Below are 19573 nucleotides of genomic sequence, written 5' to 3'. Positions count from 1 at the left end.
GGAGTTGCTATGACATATAGTTGGAACTGGGGAGTTTTGTGGCAGTCCACAGGTGTGGGAGATACCATTTACCTGAACTGGATTTTAACAGGCATCGGATGGCTTGTTGTCATTGCTGTTGTGGCATGGTCAATTGCCATGGTTCTCGGCAGCATCCTCGGTATTATGCGCACACTCCCCAACCAGACTGCCAGAGCCATCGGCACAGCCTATGTGACCGTTTTCAGGAATATTCCTCTATTGGTTCAGCTGTTTATCTGGTTTTATGTTGTCCCGAATTTTCTGCCTGGCCCCATCAAAAACTGGTGGATGAATGATCTGGGTGCAAACACCACTGCACTGATTTCTGCAAGTGTCGGTCTTGGGCTGTTTACCGCTGCCCGCGTCTGTGAACAGGTGCGTACCGGTATTGAAGCTCTGCCCAAAGGTCAGATCAATGCAGGCTATGCAATGGGTTTTTCGACTGCGCAGCTGTACCGCTACGTTATTTTACCTCAGTCATTCCGCACGATTTTACCGCCTTTGAGTTCTGAGCTGACCAACTGCGTTAAAAACACCTCCATTGCCTCGCTGGTGGGTGTTGCAGAAATTATTTCCCAGATGAAAACCATCAGCGAATATACGCAGAACACCATCGAAATTTATACCTATGTCACTGTCATTTTTATTGTGATCAATATCTGTCTGATCAGTGCCATGAATCTGCTGGAAAAAAGGCTGCGGGTTCCTGGATTAATGAGTGGAGGTAAATAATATGGAATGGATTACCTCTTTTCTTCAGGACTTACAACAGTCTGGTCCTGCACTGTGGCATGGTTTCAGTATTACCTTAAAGGTCGTGGTCATTGCGACTGTAGGTGGTATTTTTATCGGCACACTGCTTGCACTGATGCGTCTGTCTTCAAGCCGTATTTTGAATACGCTAGCACAGGCCTATGTCAATCTGTTCCGCTCCATTCCCCTGCTGCTGGTGCTGATGTGGTTCTATTTTGCTGTTCCGTTTATTTATACGGGCATCACAGGAAAATATCTGACCATTGATACTGCACTGGTTTCGAGCATTGTGGCTTTCATGCTGTTTGAAGCTGCCTATTTCTCTGAGATTGTCCGTGCGGGTATTCAGTCCATTCCCAAAGGACAGAGTGCAGCTGCCTATGCACTGGGTATGAGTTACAGCCAGTCCATGCGACTGATTATTCTGCCTCAGGCATTCAGAAAAATGACTCCCCTGTTACTGCAACAGACCATTATTCTGTTCCAGGACTCCACGATGGTTTATGCCATTGGACTGCTGGATTTCTTCCGAACAAATTACGTCCGTGGAGACCTGATGTCTTTACTGACTCAGTATATTCTTTTTGCAGGACTGGTCTATTTCACCATCAGTGCCATCGCTACATTTTCAGTTAAACGGTTACAACGGAGGTTTCGTGTATGAGCGACAATAAAGTAATGATAGACCTCCAGAATGTCAGTAAGTGGTATGAAAAGTTTCAGGTTCTGACCGACTGCACCACCCAGATCTGCCAGGGTGAAGTCGTGGTGGTCTGTGGACCGTCCGGTTCCGGTAAATCGACCCTGATTAAAACGGTCAATGGACTGGAACCTTTTCAGCAGGGCAAAATTTTTGTGGATGGCATTGCAATTCATGACCCTAAAACGGATATGACCAAACTGCGCAGTCGCGTAGGGATGGTGTTTCAGCACTTCGAGCTGTTTCCACATCTCAGCATTACGGAAAATCTGACCATTGCACAGATCAAGGTACTGGGACGTACTGAAGCAGAGGCACGAAAAAAAGGACTGGCTTACCTGGATCGGGTCGGTCTGAGCGCACATGCAGACAAGTTTCCAGCGCAGCTGTCCGGTGGTCAGCAGCAGCGTGTTGCGATTGCCCGTGCGCTGAGTATGGACCCTATTGCCATGCTGTTTGATGAACCGACTTCAGCACTTGACCCTGAAATGATCAATGAAGTACTGGATGTGATGGTCGGACTGGCAAAAGAAGGGATGACCATGATGTGTGTGACTCATGAAATGGGCTTTGCCCGCCAGGTTGCCAACCGTATTATCTTTATGGATCAGGGCAAAATTGTAGAAGACTGTTCCAAAGATGAGTTTTTTGGAACACCTCGCGGTGAACGTGCCCAACAGTTCCTGGATAAAATTCTGCATTGAGACAGTGCAGAATAGAAATACAGCAAAGGGCAGATCGCAGTATCTGCCCTTTCTCTTTTCCCCTTGGTCATTTCAGCAGACTGAAAAAAGTGCATGTTCTTCAGGCAGATTCAGAAATAGAAGAAGTCTTTCAGACCTCAGATCATTTCCATTTTCAGTCAAAGGACTGTATGCACTGAAAAATCATCAGTATCTGAATATTTTCGATGAACTGATAAAATGGATATTCATTTAACATTAAAATACACACGTATTTTAAATAAATTATAATTATTATTTTTCATATATTTACCTTATTTAAAGCATTCTTTATGTGCGCTACTCCTGTGCATAAATTCCATAATGGTGCAGTGCTGTGCTTTATATCGGGTCTTGTTATATTTTGTCCTGAGTTGATCAATATTTCCCTCTTTGCACCCTCTTTTAGAAATCAGTGACATCGCTATACTGAATTTCATTTTGTGACACAGTGCACCTAAATGGAGCCAACACATGCAGAATATTGATTTATTATTTCTTCTTATTGGTGCAATCCTGGTGCTTTCCATGCATGCAGGTTTTGCATTTCTTGAACTGGGAACAGTCCGACATAAAAACCAGGTCAATGCCTTAAGTAAAATTCTGACCGACTTCTCGCTGTCTGCGATTGCCTACTTTTTTGTGGGTTATTATATTTCCTATGGTCATCATTTCTTCCAGACAGGTGCAGAGCTTGCACAGGATCATGGCTACAATCTGATGCGCTGTTTTTTCCTGCTGACTTTTGCAGCAGCCATTCCCGCCATTATTTCAGGGGGAATTGCTGAACGGGCAAAAATGCGTTCGCAAGCCATCGCAACGTTACTATTGGTCGCTCTGATCTATCCTTTCTTTGAAGGCATCGTCTGGAACGGCAACCTCGGTTTACAGAAATGGCTGGAAAATACTTTTGGTGCACCGTTCCATGATTTTGCAGGCTCTGTCGTTGTCCATGCTATGGGCGGATGGATTGCCCTTGCTGCTGTGTTACTGCTGGGTGCGCGTAATGGTCGCTATAAAAAAGATGGCCGTGTCAGCGCGCACCCGCCCTCTTCCATTCCATTTCTGGCTTTAGGCTCGTGGGTACTGATTGTGGGCTGGTTCGGTTTTAATGTCATGAGTGCGCAGCGGCTGGATGCCATATCGGGTCTGGTTGCAATCAACTCACTGATGGCACTGGTGGGTGGAACACTGGCAGCCAACTTTGTCGGTAAAGATGACCCTGGCTTCCTGCACAATGGTCCACTGGCAGGACTGGTGGCAATCTGCGCCGGCTCTGATGTTGTTCATCCTGTAGGGGCCCTGGTGATCGGTGCAACAGCCGGTATGATCTTTGTCAGACTGTTCACTTATACCCAGAATAAACTGAAAATTGATGATGTACTGGGTGTGTGGCCATTACATGGTGTCTGTGGTGCTTTTGGAGGTATTGCTGTCGGTATTTTTGGGCAGTCCTGGCTGGGTGGTTTAGGCGGTATTTCCATGATTTCACAGTTAGTCGGGACATTGCTTGCCATTTTGATTGCAGTTTCAGGTGGTTTCATTGTCTATGGTCTGTTGAAATGTACCCTGGGAATCCGACTTTCACAGGAAGATGAATTCCGTGGTGCAGACCTTTCCATTCATAAAATTTCTGCCAACTCTGAAGAAAATATGTTTTAACCGCCCTCAAGCAGGAAATTTCAAAATACGCGGCTCAAACTGAGCCGCTTTTTTATGTCCGCTGTAGCTTTCACCCATTCTGTACTCAGTAAACTGACGTTCAGCTTCATTGTTTAAGTCTTTTTTAAGCTGATATTGCTCAAATAACATGAATTTTCATTCCGAATAACACCATGTATGAACAACAGCGTTTTTTTCTGATTCAGGTCTGCTTATTACTGATCAGCTTTTGTGTACTTTGGGCATTTTTTCCTGTGGGCGGCAGTATTGACCTTGCTCTGATTCATCCGTGGATCAATGAAACAGGTCAGTTTCCACTTAAAAATGACTGGTTCCTTGCAAAACTGAATCACAGCTATGTCAAAACCATGATTATAGGGGTTTACAGCCTGTTTTTTCTTTGCTGGCTGGCGTCTTTCAAAATGGAACAGTTAAAACCACGGCGTACAGAGTTCGGATATTTTTTCTGGGTTTCCATGCTGTGTACCATCAGTATTGGTGTACTCAAATCACATTCTGCACATGCCTGCCCGTGGAGCATGACACTCCCCTCAGCTGAAGGATTTTACTGGGACTTTCATTCTGCACAGGGACACTGTTTTCCTGGAGGACATGCTTCTGCCGGTTTTGCATTAATGACAGGATATTTTGTCTACAGGCAGAAACAGCCTGTACGTGCCGTCTTTTTTCTGATCTCAGGTCTGATACTTGGCTTTTTGATGGGATGGGCACAGATGATGCGTGGAGCTCACTTCCTGAGTCATAACTTATGGACAGGCTGGGTCACCTGGCTGATTAACTGTGTGGTTTATGCCGTTATGTTTAAAACGGGATATACAGGTGCAGCACCCGCCACGTTTATGAAAAAAATCCTATAGGAATCAAACACCGTAATAATCACTAGAATCACTATGGCTTGCTGCATCTGACAAAGAGGTACAAATAGTATACAATTCACGTTTATTGTATCTTTTAACGGTGAAACTATGCACAGTAATTTCACTGATCTGCTGAATCAGTTCTCCTCCAGTCAAAACCGGACAGTTCAGTCCTACATCATCAAAAACCAGAAAGTCTGGTTGAAAAAAGCATCCGAACGCCACTCCGGCTGGGTTTATATCCCTCTAAGATGGGTCGCTGCTTTGTTTCGTCTGCACATGCTTGCTCCTGTACCGAACAGAGGAGGTATGGAAGCTATTTTATGTGAAATCAGCCGAATCAAAGAACTGCAGAAACTTGGCATACGGGTTCCACAAATCCTGGCGGAGAGTAAGTCTGCCATTTTACTGGAAGATGCCGCCAATAATGGTCAGTCCAGACAGCTGGATCAGGCTCTGATGGCTGCAAAAGATAAAGAATGCCGCCTTGAAATATTCAATCAGGCCGTAGCAGCAATTCAGGATGTACACAGTAAAAATGCTTACTTAAGTGAAGCTTTTTCCAGAAACATTCTGGTCGATCAGAAGCTCCAGTTCAGTTTTATTGACTTTGAAACTGACCCAGGCGAAGTACTGTCTTTACGCAACTGTCAGATCCGTGACTGGTTATGTTTTATCTTTTCAACAGCCTATCGCCTTGAAGAAAATGAACTGCAGGAAGCCAGTCAGTTTCTTTATGAACAGCTCAGCGATAAACCAAAAATTTATCATGAAATATGCCGTGTCGGACATAAACTTCACTGGTCGATGTTCTTTAAAGTCGAAAAACTTGGCAATGATGGTCAGCGTGTCAAAAAATGCATGCTGTTTCTTCAGAAACTGGCATTACATCAACCGCTTCCAATGATTTAATCTGCTGTTGATTTAAATACTGCTGATTTAACCGTCTGTTCTGCTGCTGTCCTGTGGCAGACTGACATTCACCTGTAACCCCCCCAGCGTTTCACTGCGCTGAAAATCAAGTGTTCCCCCCAGCCGTTCAGTGGCTTTATCCACAATGGACAATCCCAGTCCGCTGCCAATCTCTGCATGATTTAAAATACGGTAAAAACGTTTTTTGATCTGTCCATACTGAGACTCATCTATGCCAGGACCACTGTCTTCCACCTGAATGATGATCCGACTGTTTTCCTGAAATACAGACACATTGATCACCCCATTTTCAGGCGTGTACTTAATGGCGTTGTCTATCAGATTGGAGATAATGGACTGCACGGCAGACTCCTGTCCCATCATCTGCACCTCTTCAGCACGCACCATGCCCAGGTCTATATTTTTCTGCATGGCAAGATGAATCAGCTGTTCAACACAGTTCACCGCAATCTGCCGGATATCTATACTTTTTGCAGTTTCAGTTTCCAGAATGGAAGCATCCTGTTTTGCCATACTCAGTAACTGACTGACCAGATGTTGAATCCTGATCAGTCCTTTGCTCAGATTCTGTAAGGAATCATCCTGCGGAAAATTCTGCAATAAAATACGGGTCTGTAAATTCAGTGCGGTAATCGGTGTTCTCAGCTCGTGGGCTGCATCAGCGACAAACTGCCGCTGTTCCTGCTGGGCATGGGAAATACGCTCAAATAAATGATTCATTTCCTGAATGGTCGGCACAATCTCTTCGGGATAATCTCTGGATTCTATTGCCCGAAGCTCATTTGCACCCCGGTTTGCCAGTTCCTCCCTGAAATCTTCAAGAGGCTGAAGATTCCTGCTGATGACCCAGCCCAGTCCCCACAGCGCAAAAGGCATAAACAGCAGATAAGGAATAAACATGTTGGCAGCAAGTTCCAGTGCCAGACTCTGACGCACCGAATTCTGCTGACTGACCTGAATCTGATAATCTTCCAGCGGCAAAACATAGGTATGCCAGACATCTGTCGCTGTTTTATGAGTGTAGAAGCCTGCTTTCGTGACTGGATGAACGAGCATGTTCTGTTTATGTTTTTTGTGATCCTGCGATGCATATGACCATACATCCACGAACAGATCTTCTTCATGATAACGCCGATGATTATCAAAAGTACTCTGTACCGGTTTCGGATCATGTTCAGCAACACGCTCTGCCAGATTCCGCATCTGCGCATTCAGGATTTCATCAATTTCTTCGAGTGAAATACGGTATGCAGAAAATATCAGCAGACAACCAAGTACTACGCTGAATGCCGATACATAATAAATCAGGCGTTTTTTCAGCGAATATTGCCCCTGCTGCATATTCGCTTTCATCTCAGTTCTGCCCAAGTCGGTAACCTAAACCACGTATGGTGCGGATAAAGTCCTTACCGAGTTTATTGCGCAGATGATGCACATACACTTCAATGGTGTTGCTGTTGATTTCACTGTCGAAATCGTACAGCTTGTCTTCAAGATTGGCTTTGGAAAAAATTTTGTTCGGATGACTGACCAAAGGAATCAGAATCGCCCACTCACGGTTGGACAGATCCAGTGGTTCACCTTTAAAGCGGGCAATATGCTGCTCTACATCCAGCACCAGTTCACCGTATTTGAGCAGCTGAGTGCTCTGACTGAACTGTGCAGCGCCACTTCGGCGCAGTAATGCCTGAATGCGGGCAATCAGCTCATCAAACTCATAAGGTTTGATCAGATAGTCATCTGCTCCCTGATTCAGCCCATCAACCCTGTTCTGAAGCTGGTCACGGGCAGAAATAATCAGAACAGGCAAAGCAGCCATCTGCTGACGGATCAGCTTTAACACCTGCATCCCGTCCATCTGTGGCAGTCCCAGATCCAGCAGAACCAGATCAAATTTTTGCTGATTCAGCTTTTTAAGACCATCCAGTCCGTTATTGACCCATTCCACTTCATACTGATGCTGTTTCAGCAGCGTCATGGTGGATTCAGCAATCATGAAATCATCTTCAATGATCAGTAGTTTATTCATGTTTAAATGCTCAGGTACCTTCTAATGTTGAACATTGAGCCAACAGATTATTGTCAGGATCAATCACCTGGGTATCCACCCCCAGTAAAGTTAACAGACCTGGGAACAGATTGTCCTGACTTAATTGTTTGCTTTTTTGACTGTTTAAGCAAGTGATCTGCTTTGCAGCATGCTGTTTCCATGCGGGTGAAAACCACATCAGCATCGGCACATGCGTCTGCTGACTCGGTGCAATCGCATAAGGTGAACCATGCAGATACAGTCCGTGCTCACCGGTGGATTCGCCATGATCGGACAGATACCAGAAACCGGTCTGATAATTCTGTACATTTTTCAGAACATCAATCACGCTGCTGAGCACATGATCTGTGTAGACAATAGAGTTGTCATAACTGTTGATCAGTTCATCAGGCTGACAGCCCTGAATGGCATTGGTGTTACAGGTCGGCTGAAATGGCTGATATGGTGCAATGGAGCGTTTAAAGTAAGCTGGCCCATGACTGCCCATCTGATGCAGAACAATCAGCCGGGGTGTCCGGTCATCTTTCGGTACTCCAGCCAGATACTGTTTCAGGCTGTCCACCAGTATTTCATCATGGCATTCACCATCTGCATCACACCATTTCTGACGGATTTCTGCCGGAATCTGATACTGCTCTACACGGTCACAGGTTCCTTTACATCCTGAGTTGTTATCAATCCAGGTGACTTTATAACCTGCACGCTGAGCAATATCGAGCAGCCCTTCACGATGCGAGGCAAGCTGTTCATCATATTGTTTCCGTGGCATACCCGAAAACATACAGGGAACCGAAACCGCTGTTGCAGTCCCACAGGAACTGACCTGACTGAAATTGATGATGTCCTGTTTCTGAAGTTCTGGATTAGTGTTTTTAGCATAGCCATTCAGTGAAAAACTTTCGGCACGTGCAGTTTCACCGACCACCAGAACCATCAGTTTAGGTGGAGTATGACTGACCAGCTGAATCTGATGTGCATCCTCGCCATAAGTCACTAAAGGCAGGTTTTTCTTAGGTGCTGTTTTATGATAATAAGAAGCAGCCGATGAAAAAACATTCTGCGGTGAAATCATCCCTTTTAAGTCACGGTGTTCTCTGAAAATTGCTGCAAAATCCACATAAAACACAAACAGTAAACCCGCTACGACAAACAGAGATGCCAGACTGTTCAGCAGTTTTTTCATCACAGATACTGTCAGCTTTTCAGATTTGATCCGTATGCTAAACAGAACCAGCAGAGGTATCAGTACAAAAAACAGGGTCCACACGAGCAGTCTGAAAGACAGCAGATCATTCATTTCTTTGACATCAGTCTGTACCATGTTCTGTATCTGATCTGGAGAAATGATCACTCCCAGACTGTTGACAAAATATGCGCTGAAACCGCCGACAATAATAAAAACAGCTGCAAACAGTTTTGCATTCCATTTCCACTGAAACAGCTGAAAAATCAGGTTATAAGCTGCAACCACCACAAAAACACTGGCAGTGAGAAACAACAGGGCTTTGAACCCCTGATAAGGTGTCAGCTGCTGAATCTGCTCATAAAATGCAATATTCAGCACCAGACCACACCACACAGCAAGCAGTAAATTAAAGATACTCAGCGGGATTGGACTGATTTTATCCTGCACTTTCCTAATCAGATACAGCATGTTATTCATCACTACAGTTAGCGGGACATGTGCTTAGTCTGGAAAGTTATTCTTAAAAATCACTTAAATAAAAAAGACGATGCACTTACATCGTCTTTTTATCATAATAAATCAGTTGCTTAATTTAGAATTTAAATTCAAGCCCTGTTCCAAGTACAGGCTGTTTATCTTCTTTATTACCCTGCTCCAGGGTCAGATAACCTGCGTGCCCGTATGCTTTAACCTGCTTGCTTAAAGCATAGTCCACCCCCAGCAGAATCTGCTGGGCATCAAAATCAGCTTCACCCGTTTTAAAAGCGGTACTGTTGTTACTGTACTGTGCTTTGAGTGTCCAGGCCTTTGCAGCTGGCAGGTTATATTCCGCTCCCACCAGCCAGCCATTTGCATCATCTATATCTGCGGCACGATCTGGATTTCCTTCCGCACTTTCCACTTCTGAGTTCTGATACAGTGCTTTCAGTGCCAGTCCGTTGTCCAGATTAATCCGTCCAATGGCGCGGATTGTATTGCTTGCAGCAAAGATAGAACCACCTGGAATTTCAGGTTCAGCAGCATTGTTGAAACCACGTCCCAGGAAATTTCCTGGAATGGCTTTGTCATAGCCCAGTCCCACAATCACATTCTTTGCGTCATACAGCAGTGATGCAGACCACGCATCGCCCAGCCCACGTCCAGCCACTTTAGCACCGCCTTTACTTTTTTTAATTCCTTCAGCTTCACCCGTTGCCAGTAATGCCGAAGCTTTCAACTGACCTGCACCAAGTGTAATACTTGGGCTTTCATAAACAAGTGAGTTATCAATACGATTTTCACCACTGAAAATACCTGTGATATCTGCTTTGTTATCAATGTAGTTATTGAATGTGTCCACCACAGATGACAGCTGTTTGACCGGGGTATCTATTTTACCGACTTTCAATGTACCGAACTGAGTATCCTTTAAACCCAGTGAAAGGTTACGGGGTACAAAAGTATCTGTGCCGTTTTCACCATCATCTACATAAACAGTAAATTCAGCCTGATACACAGCAGTCAGACGATCAGAAATTTTCTCATCACCTTTCAGCCCAATAAACGAGTTGTTTGAGTTCAGCTCCACCACGTCACGGTCTGCTTTGGATGCATTATTTTCAGGCAGATAATCCAGGCTGACATCAAACTCACCATAAAAAGTTGGGGCAGCGACGGCTGAACCCGCAAGCAGGCTGATTGCAATAGCAGTTGCGATTTGTGTTTTCATCTTTAAATATTCCATAAACCATTTTGTAATGGATGTTACGGTTTCGTAATATTTAAAAAAATAATTTAATTATTATTAACTTATCACTTTTGCTTCATAGGATAATTGAACTTTCATGCATTTATTCGCAGTTCTCAGCCCTCGTCTGATGCTGAGACCATCTCAGTACAGGAATCAGACACAGACAGCCAATGAGGCAGATCAGCCCCAGGAAAACGGTATACCCGAGCAGGTCGCCCAGTATGCCGCCAAGCATGTACAGCCCCCCACTGACTGTTGCCATCAGGGCAACCTGAAAGGTGAAATCTGTGCCTGCCATCTGCTTGCGACTGTACTGCATAATCAGGGTCAGCATCACCACCAGCAACATGGATGAAGTCATATCTTCAAAAGCATTGATCAGATAAATCATGAGATGTACAGGATGCTGTCCTGTTTCGTACTGATATGCCAGCCAGGCAAACGCCAGCAGGCTGAATATTTTCAGTATGGAAAACACAATCAGACACTTCGCTCTGGACCAGAACCTGAGCACAGCTCCTGCAAGCCCCGCCCCAAGCAGTGCTGCCAGTGCTCCCAGCATGGTGACGTACAGCCCGATATCTGAAAAAGACAAACCCAGATCAACCATTAAAGGTTTCAGTAATGGACCTGCCAGTCCATCGGCAATTTTAAATGTCAGCAGAACCACCAGCCATTTTTTCAGCGTCTGAGTCTGCCCAAAATAATCCAGATATTTTCGGATAGCAGCAATACTGAAAACAGGTTTCTGAACCTGTTGTTTCACAGCGCGGGCAGGTTCGCGAAACAGCAGTACCGGCAAAGTATTGAGCAAAACCAGTGCTGCCAGCAGCAGAAATGTGTTCTGCCACTGCAACCAGTCCAGTGCCCACAGCACTGCTCCACCACCCACAATAAAACCCAGCCGTGACCCAATCACCTGAAAAGTATTTCCCCAATGCTGCTGGTCAGCTTTCAGAATACTGACTGCCAGCCCATCGGTTGCCACATCCTGTGTCGCTCCAGTGGTATTCATAAAAAACAATGCAATAAAAAACGCCAGCAGAAATACCGGCTGATCCAGCGAAGCGACAGGTATAAACGACAGAAAAACCAGTACTGCAACGCTTAACAACTGCGTCGGAATAATCCAGCTTCGATAATGTCCCCGCGTCACTGAACCCAGCCGATCCACCCACGGTGCCCAGAACACTTTCAGTGACCAGGGCAGCATAAGCAGACCAAAACCACCAATATGAGCCAGTGACACACCCTGCGACCTCAAAATCACCGGTAAAGCATGCGTCATGAATCCAACGGGTAAACCCTGTGCCCAGTACAGCGAAAATAAAATCACATAAATATTCCGCATTGGGCATCCTTTTGAGTTGCAACGGGTGGCTTGAGAAGTCTCTTTACAGACATTTTTATACGCGTTATCGGAAATTCTGCCAATGAATGTGGTTTGACAAAGTCATAAAATTCCCTCAATCATAGTCATAACATTAAATGTCAGGAAGACGAATTAAAACAATGTCCGAAAATTTTCCAGTATTGCCCGATCAGGTACCCTCCCGTGGCACAGCGTTCAGTCACGAACTTTTTAAAAATATTTTTCTCGTTCAGGGATGGAAATTTGATGGTGAATTTCCTAATCTTCCCAAAGCCGTCGCCATTATTTCCCCCCATACCTCCAATATTGATGGATGGTTCGGATTCACAGCACTGCTGGGACTGGGGCTGAAAATCACCATTTTTGGAAAACATACGCTTTTTGAAACACCCCTGAAGTCTGTTCTTGAATGGATCGGTGTGATTCCTGTCAACCGTGATGCACCACAGGGGCTGACCCAGCAGATTATTGAGTTCATCCACAGTCAGGATAAAATCTGGATCGGTATGGCGCCAGAAGGTACACGTAAGCAGGCTGAAACCATCAAAAGTGGTTTTTACCATATCGCTCACGGCGCCCAGATTCCCATTGTGATGTTCTGCTTTGACTATGAGCATAAACTGATCCGCTGTCTGGGCGTGTTTCAGACCACGGGCAATTATGAACAGGATCTGGAAAGTATATACAGCAACTACATTGGAAAATTTTCCCCTAAAAACCCAGGCTGGTTAGCAAAACCCTTACAAAAGCTGTGGAAAAAAGACTAGGCAAAGCGGTCATTATCTGTTGAGATGTGGGCACTTTTATTCTGTTTAAATATCATTCATCTTTAATTATGAAAGTTGCTCACTGTTCCATCATTGCCTTAATGGCTTTCAGCCTTGCCGGCTGCGACAAAACAACAAAAACACCCGTCAACACCACTCCTTTACAGGCTCGTGAACCTGTCATTGCAATCGCCCTGGGTGGCGGTGGCGCAAAAGGTTTTGCCCATATTGGCGTTCTGAAAGTTTTAGAATCTCACGGCATCAAACCACGTATCGTCACTGGAACCAGTGCAGGCAGTTTTGTCGGCAGCATCTATGCCAGCGGCAAAACGCCTTTTCAGATGCAGCAGATTGCTCAACAGCTGAAAGAGTCCGATTTACGTGACCTGACCTTAAACAGTCAGGGCATTGTTCAGGGTCAGAAACTGCAGAATTACGTCAACAGACAGATTGGCAATAAACCGATTCAGCAGTTCCCTATCCGCTTTGCAGCCGTTGCAACACGACTGGACAATGGCTCGAAAGCCGAATTCATTAAAGGCAATGCAGGTCAGGCTGTCCGTGCATCATGCAGTATTCCAAATGTGTTTGTTCCGGCTGTGATTGGTGGTGTCAAATATGTAGATGGCGGTCTGGTCAGCCCGATTCCTGTGAAAACAGCCAGAGATATGGGTGCAGATATTGTGATTGCAGTGGATATCTCCGCACGTCCAGAAGGCAGTAAAGCAGTAAATATGTGGGGTCTGCTCGATCAGACCATTAACATTATGGGACAGCAGAGCATCAATGAAGAACTGCGTCAGGCAACCGTGGTGATTCAGCCTAAAGTAGGTCACCTGGGCACACTGGATCTCAAAGCTAGTAATGAATCCATTCTTGAAGGAGAAAAAGCGGCTCAGCTGAAAATCCGTTCAATTGAAAAGGTCATCAGTGACTTTAAAAAATCTCCTGCTGCCTTTAAACCTGCACCGAAACCGAAATTCTGATTGATAGAATTTTTTGATATCCACAGCACAAATCATCTGCTACATTGATATGGATGCATCGTTATTCATATCAATTCAATAAAACCGGGTAGATGTATGGAATTAGTTTTAGAACCCTGGCACTGGTTTGTATTAGGTGTCCTTCTGATTCTTTCAGAACTGGTGCTGCCCGCTTTTGCAGCCCTGTGGTTTGGTATTGCCGCAATCTGTGTCGGCATTATTTCATGGATATTTCCATTTATTGGGCTGACTGCTCAACTCGTGATCTGGATCATCCTTTCTGTACTGTGTACTTTTTTATGGTTTAAATTTATTAAACCACTTTCCATTGATAAAACAAAAGCTGGGCTGTCCCGTGAAGCCACAATCGGTCAGGTCGGTATGGTCATTCAGACCAGTCTTGAGCATGACCTGATCAAGGTTCGCTTTCCTGTACCTGTTCTGGGTTCAGATGAGTGGAACTGCCGTACTCAGGCAACAGTGCAGGTCGGTGACCGTGTCCGTGTGGTCGATATTCTGGGTAATGACCTCGTTGTATTACCCCATCAGTCCAGTACATCAGCCCTTTAACGAAAAATGAAAAGTGAGAAAAAATTATGTCTGGTGCTTCAATTATTGTTTTAGCAATCCTGCTGTTTGCCGGTGTAACCATTTTTAAAGGGGTGCGGATTGTACCTCAGGGTTATAAATGGATTGTTCAGCGTCTGGGTAAATATCACTCCACACTGAATCCGGGATTAAACTTTGTCATTCCTTATGTGGATGAAGTTGCTTATAAAGTCACAACCAAAGATATCGTCCTGGATATTCCATCTCAGGAAGTGATTTCCAGGGATAATGCGGTTATGGTAATGAATGCGGTTGCCTACATTAACCTGACCACGCCTGAAAAAGCCGTCTATGGTATTGAAAATTATACCTGGGCTATTCAGAACCTGGTTCAGACTTCACTGCGTTCCATTGTCGGTGAGATGGATCTGGATGATGCACTGTCTTCACGTGATCATATCAAAGCTAAACTCAAAGCCGCAATTTCTGATGATATTGCCGACTGGGGAATTACCCTGAAAACCGTTGAAATTCAGGATATTCAGCCATCACACACCATGCAGGCAGCCATGGAAGCTCAGGCTGCGGCTGAGCGTCAGCGTCGTGCAACGGTTACCAAAGCTGACGGTGAAAAACAGGCAGCGATCCTGGAAGCTGATGGTCGTCTGGAAGCCTCACGCCGTGATGCAGAAGCTCAGGTGGTACTGGCCGAATCTTCTCAGAAAGCCATTTCCATGGTGACTTCAGCTGTAGGCGACAAAGAAATTCCTGTGGCTTATCTGCTGGGTGAACAGTATGTAAAAGCCATGCAGGATATGGCTAAATCCAGCAATGCTAAAACCGTGGTACTCCCTGCCGATGTATTGAGCACCATCCGTGGCATTATGGGTCGCAACGGCTAAAATACGCTTTAAAACTGAACAGAAACAGGCAGCCAACAGGCTGCCTGTTTTTTGCTGTCTCAATAAAAGTCAGCAATAATTATTAAATTATGATTAAATTTCACGTTATTTTTAAAATATGTCCTGCTGAATTCAGCACAGGCATTCAGATCCGCTTGTCCAACGCATAAATGGATACCGTATGAGCTCCCTCAATCCCACATTAATTACTTTTCTGTTTTATATTGTCGCCATGATTGTCATAGGGCTGATTGCCTATCGCGCAACCAGCAACTTTTCTGACTATATTCTGGGTGGGCGACGCCTCGGAAGCTTTGTGACTGCCTTATCAGCGGGTGCTTCTGATATGAGTGGATGGTTGTTGATGGGATTGCCTGGTGCAATTTATCTGTCCGGTCTTTCTGAAATGTGGATTGCCATTGGTCTGATCATTGGTGCATGGCTGAACTGGCTGCTGGTTGCCGGTCGTCTGCGTGTTCATACCGAAGTACAGCACAATGCCCTGACCCTACCCGATTATTTCTCTAACCGTTTCAATGATCAGAAGAAAATTTTACGTATTGTTTCCGCTTTTATTATTCTGATTTTCTTTGCAATTTACTGTGCCTCTGGCATGGTTGCCGGAGCGCGTCTGTTTGAAAGCATGTTTGGTTATCCATACAGTACCGCTTTATGGATCAGTGCCATAGCAACCATCAGCTATGTCTTTATTGGTGGATTCCTGGCGGTCAGCTGGACTGATACCATTCAGGCCAGTCTGATGATTTTTGCCCTGATTCTGACTCCTGTGGTGACTGTCCTGAGTTTTTCTGACCTGCAGCAGCTGAATCTTGCACTGGAAGCAGCACGTCCTGAAGCGATGGATATTTTTGGCAATCTCAGTTTTATTGCCATTATTTCCCTGCTTGCATGGGGACTGGGATACTTCGGTCAGCCTCATATTCTTGTCCGCTTCATGGCAGCAGATTCTGTCAAATCCATTCCCAATGCACGTCGTATCGGCATGGCATGGATGACTTTCTGTCTGGGTGGTGCAGTAGCCGCAGGTTTCTTTGGTATCGCCTATTTTCAGCAGCATCCTGAGCTTGCAGGAGCGGTCACTGCAAACCCTGAAACCGTCTTTATGGAACTGACCAAAGTTCTGTTCAATCCATGGATTGCAGGTATTGTGCTGGCGGCGATCCTGGCAGCCGTAATGAGTACGTTAAGCTGTCAGTTACTGGTCTGCTCCAGTACATTGACCGAAGATTTCTATAAATCATTTTTACGGAAAAATGCCTCACAGAAAGAACTGGTGTGGATTGGACGTCTAATGGTTCTGCTGATTGCATTACTCGCCATCTGGATGGCAGGCAACCCAGAGTCCAAAGTCCTCGGACTGGTGGCTTACGCATGGGCAGGTTTCGGTGCAGCATTTGGTCCACTCATCATTCTATCTCTGTTCTGGAAACGTATGACTTTAAATGGTGCGCTGGCAGGTATGATCAGTGGTGCTGTGATTGTGATTGCATGGAAAAACCTGTTTGGATACACCGGTATTTATGAAATTATTCCAGGATTCATTGGTTCTTTAATTGCAATTATTGTAGTCAGTCTTTCAGGCAAAGCACCAGGCAAAGATGTGACTGAACGTTTTGAAGAAGCAGATCGCTTATATAAAGCAAAATAAAGTCTATCCGTACAGTGGTGACTGGATGCTCAATTGAGTAAAAAAAGTTCATCTGACTGACACAAAAAAAGCACCTTAAGGTGCTTTTTTTGTGGATGATTCATTTCAGCCATCTGTTTAAACTTTTTTCTTTTTTACAAATCTTTTTGCAGGCCAGCTCATAATAAAACGTGCGCCCCCCAGTTCTTCACTGCGGTCAACTTCAATCGTTCCACCAAACCAGTAAGCAATTCGACTGACAATAGAAAGTCCCAGTCCATAACCACCTGAAGCGCGTGTCCGGCTGTCATCCAGCCGGGCAAATGCTTCAAAAACCTTCTGTCTGTCTTCTTCAGCAATACCTGCACCATCATCTTCCACGCAGACAAAAGCCATGCCTTCAGCATTGATACCCCCACTGATCCGAATTTTTTCATCACAGTAACGGACTGCATTTCCCACCAGGTTCTGAACCACTCGGTGCAGATAACGGTATTCAGCATCGACTTCAACACTGCCAGACAAAGGTTTCAGCTCGATCTTTTTCTGTGTTTTCAGTGCTTCGGTTTCAGTTGCCACCTGTTCAAGCAGATCCACCAGTACGATTTTTTCAAAATCCAGTGATGGTGTACCCTGCTCGAGCTTGGCATAGGTCATAATCTCATCAATCAGATTGTTCAGCGCTTCAATATCTTTATCAATCATCTCGACCTGCTGAATCCGATATTCATAATCATCTTCTTCAGCCAGCATTTCCATACCAAAACGGATACGGGCAACGGGTGTCCGCAGTTCATGCGAAACCGCACGCATCAGCTCACGCTGTGCTTCAATAAGCCGCTGAATATGGTCGGACATACTGTTATAGCTGGAGGCCAGGCTGCCCATTTCATCTGTACCATCGACAGGTAAGCGCAAACCAAGATCACCGGACTTCATACGGTTCAAGGCAAAATTCACCTCTCTGATCTTACGCTGCATCGGTAAAATCAGACCATAGACCCCTAAGCTCAGAACAAACATACTCAGCAGTGTAATACCTGCTGCCAGCTGAAAAGGCATCCAGTTAAATAATGGAACAGGTCCCATCACCAGGACATCGGAAGCTGCACCTGGAATCGGTGAAACAATGGAAATGGTTGTACCGCGGACTGTCGCACTGTCTCTGTACAGAATAATGCTGTGATCGAGTCTTAGACGACCAATCTGTTCAGAATCCAGTGGCAAGTCCTGTACTTTCTGAATTTCAACAGGATAGGAAAAGTGAGTGCTGATTTTTTCGAGATATTCTTTTTCCTGCCCAGGGTAATAAGCAAGATAATCCAGAATAAAAATAGGCAATGCCTTCATCTGACGTTCAGTCATTTTATCTGCTTTGACATACAGATAATGCGTCGGATCATTTTTCAGCCCGACAATGATATAAGCATTGCTGTTCTGCGCATCATAACGGACTGCTGCCTTTCGCTCACTGATCCTTTTCAGCTCAGTCCGCGACAAATCAACCTTATCCGCTGTGACATAATATATAGGCAGCTCAAGTAAATCTGCAGCATCCGAAATCCAGTCCATCTTCTGCTGCTGATTTGGCTGTCTGGCAATGCCTTCACTGATAATGAACGCAATTCCATCAGTCAGTGATTCACGATATTCCTGCGCACGCTGATAGTTGATGATCTGGACAAGTAAATATCCAAAGGCTGCAACAAGTACAACCAGAACCACCAACCCTGCATAGATGCGCAGAAATATACTGTGTTTAAACACGGATGTGTTCCCTGTAATTTAACCCGTATTACATTCCGTTTGTTTCTTTTACAAACAGATAACCTTTACTGCGTACCGTTTTAATACGTTTAGGATTTTCCGGATCATCACCGATTTTTGGACGGATACGGGAAATACGTACATCAATTGAACGGTCCTGACCATCGTATTCAATACCACGCAGACGCTCGAAGATATCTTCACGGGATAAAATACGTCCGGCATTTGAAGCCAGCAACCACAACAGGTCATATTCTGCGCTGGTGAAATCCACCAGTTCGCCATTCAGCGTCACAGAACGACCGCCATTATCAATCACTAGGTCATCAAACTCGATACGCTGAGCCACTTCATCTTCAGGTGCTTTATCTGTACGGCGTAACAGTGCGCGGATACGGGCAAGCAGTACACGAGGCTGAACCGGTTTAGCGACATAGTCATCCGCTCCCATTTCCAGTCCCAGCACCTGATCCATATCTTCAGTACGTGCAGTCAGCATCAGAATCGGCTGATGATAATGTGGACGTACTTCGCGACAGATGGTCAGACCATCAGCACCAGGTAACATCACATCCAGCACAACCATATCCGGCTGTTCTGCAATGATGCGGCGGATCGCACGGTTACCATCCGGTTCAACCCCAACTTCAAGTCCGTTGCGGATCAGATATTCCTGAGTCAGACGGGCAAGACGCTCATCATCTTCAACAATTAAAATTTTAGGTAATTTTTCTTCCTGGCTCATAGACTGCCCCTTATTTGATTGAACGTATCCTTTTAAAATCCACAAGATACGTCTAAATATAATCAGCAATATACACACGTTTACATTGTAAACAAGATGCTGTTCACCAAACTGATACATCAAAGTAGCATTTTGTTATCTTTTTTTATGAACTTTTGAACCTGTTCATATTTTATCCATAATTCAAAAAAGCCACCCAGTAA

19 protein-coding genes are annotated in these 19573 nt (G+C 45.0%); 11 read left to right on the top strand and 8 right to left on the bottom strand.

Annotated elements, in window-relative coordinates; all coding sequences use genetic code 11:
- Positions 1–9 precede the first annotated feature (9 nt).
- From CDG61_RS04740 to CDG61_RS04720, 4 genes are all read left to right on the top strand, one after another.
- On the top strand, positions 10–753 hold the full coding sequence (locus tag CDG61_RS04740) for an amino acid ABC transporter permease (protein ID WP_087514251.1): 744 nt from the start codon (positions 10–12) through the stop codon (positions 751–753).
- A 1-nt stretch (position 754) separates the two neighbouring features.
- Positions 755–1438 carry an ABC transporter permease subunit gene (locus tag CDG61_RS04735; RefSeq protein WP_087514252.1) on the top strand — a complete coding sequence of 228 codons (684 nt, stop codon included), beginning with the start codon at positions 755–757 and terminating at the stop codon, positions 1436–1438.
- Positions 1439–1452: 14 nt separating this feature from the next.
- Positions 1453–2178, top strand: a complete 726-nt coding sequence (locus CDG61_RS04730) for an amino acid ABC transporter ATP-binding protein (RefSeq protein ID WP_171405625.1) — start codon at positions 1453–1455, stop codon at positions 2176–2178.
- 492 nt (positions 2179–2670) lie between these two features.
- Positions 2671–3858: an ammonium transporter gene (locus CDG61_RS04720; protein WP_087551213.1), complete on the top strand. Its 1188-nt coding sequence runs from the start codon at positions 2671–2673 to the stop codon at positions 3856–3858.
- Positions 3859–3864: 6 nt separating this feature from the next.
- Here the strand turns inward: CDG61_RS04720 and CDG61_RS17435 are convergent, their stop codons facing one another.
- Positions 3865–4008 carry a hypothetical protein gene (locus CDG61_RS17435; protein ID WP_171405574.1) on the bottom strand — a complete coding sequence of 48 codons (144 nt, stop codon included), beginning with the start codon at positions 4006–4008 and terminating at the stop codon, positions 3865–3867.
- A gap of 23 nt (positions 4009–4031) precedes the next feature.
- Between CDG61_RS17435 and CDG61_RS04715 the strand changes: the two genes are divergently transcribed.
- Complete coding sequence (locus CDG61_RS04715) at positions 4032–4736, top strand: phosphatase PAP2 family protein (protein ID WP_087551214.1); 705 nt, start codon at positions 4032–4034, stop codon at positions 4734–4736.
- A 108-nt stretch (positions 4737–4844) separates the two neighbouring features.
- A complete protein-coding gene (locus tag CDG61_RS04710; protein WP_087551215.1) occupies positions 4845–5648 on the top strand; it encodes a lipopolysaccharide kinase InaA family protein in 804 nt (267 codons plus the stop codon).
- A gap of 27 nt (positions 5649–5675) precedes the next feature.
- Here the strand turns inward: CDG61_RS04710 and CDG61_RS04705 are convergent, their stop codons facing one another.
- The 5 genes from CDG61_RS04705 to CDG61_RS04685 all read right to left on the bottom strand — a co-directional run bounded on the left by CDG61_RS04705 (position 5676) and on the right by CDG61_RS04685 (position 11985).
- Positions 5676–7022 (bottom strand): sensor histidine kinase, encoded by a 1347-nt coding sequence (locus tag CDG61_RS04705; protein WP_228199614.1) that lies wholly within the window; start codon positions 7020–7022, stop codon positions 5676–5678.
- A 1-nt stretch (position 7023) separates the two neighbouring features.
- Complete coding sequence (locus tag CDG61_RS04700; RefSeq protein ID WP_087551216.1) at positions 7024–7698, bottom strand: response regulator transcription factor; 675 nt, start codon at positions 7696–7698, stop codon at positions 7024–7026.
- A gap of 10 nt (positions 7699–7708) precedes the next feature.
- Positions 7709–9373: a phosphoethanolamine transferase gene (locus CDG61_RS04695; protein WP_087551240.1), complete on the bottom strand. Its 1665-nt coding sequence runs from the start codon at positions 9371–9373 to the stop codon at positions 7709–7711.
- A 124-nt stretch (positions 9374–9497) separates the two neighbouring features.
- Entirely contained in the window at positions 9498–10613 is a 1116-nt protein-coding gene (locus CDG61_RS04690) for a porin (protein WP_087551217.1), read from the bottom strand.
- 121 nt (positions 10614–10734) lie between these two features.
- The gene (locus CDG61_RS04685; protein WP_087551218.1) at positions 10735–11985 is read right to left on the bottom strand and encodes an MFS transporter; all 1251 of its coding nucleotides are present in this window, start codon (positions 11983–11985) and stop codon (positions 10735–10737) included.
- 161 nt (positions 11986–12146) lie between these two features.
- Between CDG61_RS04685 and CDG61_RS04680 the strand changes: the two genes are divergently transcribed.
- The 5 genes from CDG61_RS04680 to putP all read left to right on the top strand — a co-directional run bounded on the left by CDG61_RS04680 (position 12147) and on the right by putP (position 16879).
- A complete protein-coding gene (locus tag CDG61_RS04680) occupies positions 12147–12773 on the top strand; it encodes a 1-acyl-sn-glycerol-3-phosphate acyltransferase (RefSeq protein WP_087551219.1) in 627 nt (208 codons plus the stop codon).
- A 68-nt stretch (positions 12774–12841) separates the two neighbouring features.
- Complete coding sequence (locus CDG61_RS04675; protein WP_087551220.1) at positions 12842–13759, top strand: patatin-like phospholipase family protein; 918 nt, start codon at positions 12842–12844, stop codon at positions 13757–13759.
- 96 nt (positions 13760–13855) lie between these two features.
- The gene (locus tag CDG61_RS04670) at positions 13856–14329 is read left to right on the top strand and encodes an NfeD family protein (protein WP_087551221.1); all 474 of its coding nucleotides are present in this window, start codon (positions 13856–13858) and stop codon (positions 14327–14329) included.
- A gap of 26 nt (positions 14330–14355) precedes the next feature.
- Positions 14356–15210, top strand: coding sequence for an SPFH domain-containing protein (locus CDG61_RS04665; RefSeq protein WP_087551222.1), 855 nt, complete (start codon positions 14356–14358; stop codon positions 15208–15210).
- Between the two features lie 181 nt (positions 15211–15391).
- Positions 15392–16879 (top strand): sodium/proline symporter PutP, encoded by a 1488-nt coding sequence (gene putP / locus CDG61_RS04660; protein ID WP_087551223.1) that lies wholly within the window; start codon positions 15392–15394, stop codon positions 16877–16879.
- 117 nt (positions 16880–16996) lie between these two features.
- Here putP and bfmS read toward each other — a convergent pair whose 3' ends face one another.
- Positions 16997–18625, bottom strand: a complete 1629-nt coding sequence (gene bfmS, locus CDG61_RS04655; RefSeq protein WP_087551224.1) for a sensor histidine kinase BfmS — start codon at positions 18623–18625, stop codon at positions 16997–16999.
- 28 nt (positions 18626–18653) lie between these two features.
- Positions 18654–19370, bottom strand: coding sequence for a response regulator transcription factor BfmR (gene bfmR / locus CDG61_RS04650; RefSeq protein WP_087514267.1), 717 nt, complete (start codon positions 19368–19370; stop codon positions 18654–18656).
- Between the last annotated feature and the right edge of the window lie 203 nt (positions 19371–19573).

It is taken from the genome of Acinetobacter sp. WCHAc010052 (assembly GCF_002165295.2).
In the GTDB taxonomy this organism is placed as follows: domain Bacteria; phylum Pseudomonadota; class Gammaproteobacteria; order Pseudomonadales; family Moraxellaceae; genus Acinetobacter; species Acinetobacter chinensis.
This window is presented reverse-complemented; position numbering and strand designations above follow the sequence as displayed.

Bases quoted from the DNA above. Each gene is read 5' to 3' on its own strand.
- CDG61_RS04740 (WP_087514251.1), top strand. From the start codon at position 10: ATGACATATAGTTGGAACTGGGGAGTTTTGTGGCAGTCCACAGGTGTG.
- CDG61_RS04735 (WP_087514252.1), top strand. From the start codon at position 755: ATGGAATGGATTACCTCTTTTCTTCAGGACTTACAACAGTCTGGTCCT.
- CDG61_RS04730 (WP_171405625.1), top strand. From the start codon at position 1,453: ATGATAGACCTCCAGAATGTCAGTAAGTGGTATGAAAAGTTTCAGGTT.
- CDG61_RS04720 (WP_087551213.1), top strand. From the start codon at position 2,671: ATGCAGAATATTGATTTATTATTTCTTCTTATTGGTGCAATCCTGGTG.
- CDG61_RS17435 (WP_171405574.1), bottom strand. From the start codon at position 4,008: ATGTTATTTGAGCAATATCAGCTTAAAAAAGACTTAAACAATGAAGCT.
- CDG61_RS04715 (WP_087551214.1), top strand. From the start codon at position 4,032: ATGTATGAACAACAGCGTTTTTTTCTGATTCAGGTCTGCTTATTACTG.
- CDG61_RS04710 (WP_087551215.1), top strand. From the start codon at position 4,845: ATGCACAGTAATTTCACTGATCTGCTGAATCAGTTCTCCTCCAGTCAA.
- CDG61_RS04705 (WP_228199614.1), bottom strand. From the start codon at position 7,022: ATGAAAGCGAATATGCAGCAGGGGCAATATTCGCTGAAAAAACGCCTG.
- CDG61_RS04700 (WP_087551216.1), bottom strand. From the start codon at position 7,698: ATGAATAAACTACTGATCATTGAAGATGATTTCATGATTGCTGAATCC.
- CDG61_RS04695 (WP_087551240.1), bottom strand. From the start codon at position 9,373: ATGCTGTATCTGATTAGGAAAGTGCAGGATAAAATCAGTCCAATCCCG.
- CDG61_RS04690 (WP_087551217.1), bottom strand. From the start codon at position 10,613: ATGAAAACACAAATCGCAACTGCTATTGCAATCAGCCTGCTTGCGGGT.
- CDG61_RS04685 (WP_087551218.1), bottom strand. From the start codon at position 11,985: ATGCGGAATATTTATGTGATTTTATTTTCGCTGTACTGGGCACAGGGT.
- CDG61_RS04680 (WP_087551219.1), top strand. From the start codon at position 12,147: ATGTCCGAAAATTTTCCAGTATTGCCCGATCAGGTACCCTCCCGTGGC.
- CDG61_RS04675 (WP_087551220.1), top strand. From the start codon at position 12,842: ATGAAAGTTGCTCACTGTTCCATCATTGCCTTAATGGCTTTCAGCCTT.
- CDG61_RS04670 (WP_087551221.1), top strand. From the start codon at position 13,856: ATGGAATTAGTTTTAGAACCCTGGCACTGGTTTGTATTAGGTGTCCTT.
- CDG61_RS04665 (WP_087551222.1), top strand. From the start codon at position 14,356: ATGTCTGGTGCTTCAATTATTGTTTTAGCAATCCTGCTGTTTGCCGGT.
- putP (WP_087551223.1), top strand. From the start codon at position 15,392: ATGAGCTCCCTCAATCCCACATTAATTACTTTTCTGTTTTATATTGTC.
- bfmR (WP_087514267.1), bottom strand. From the start codon at position 19,370: ATGAGCCAGGAAGAAAAATTACCTAAAATTTTAATTGTTGAAGATGAT.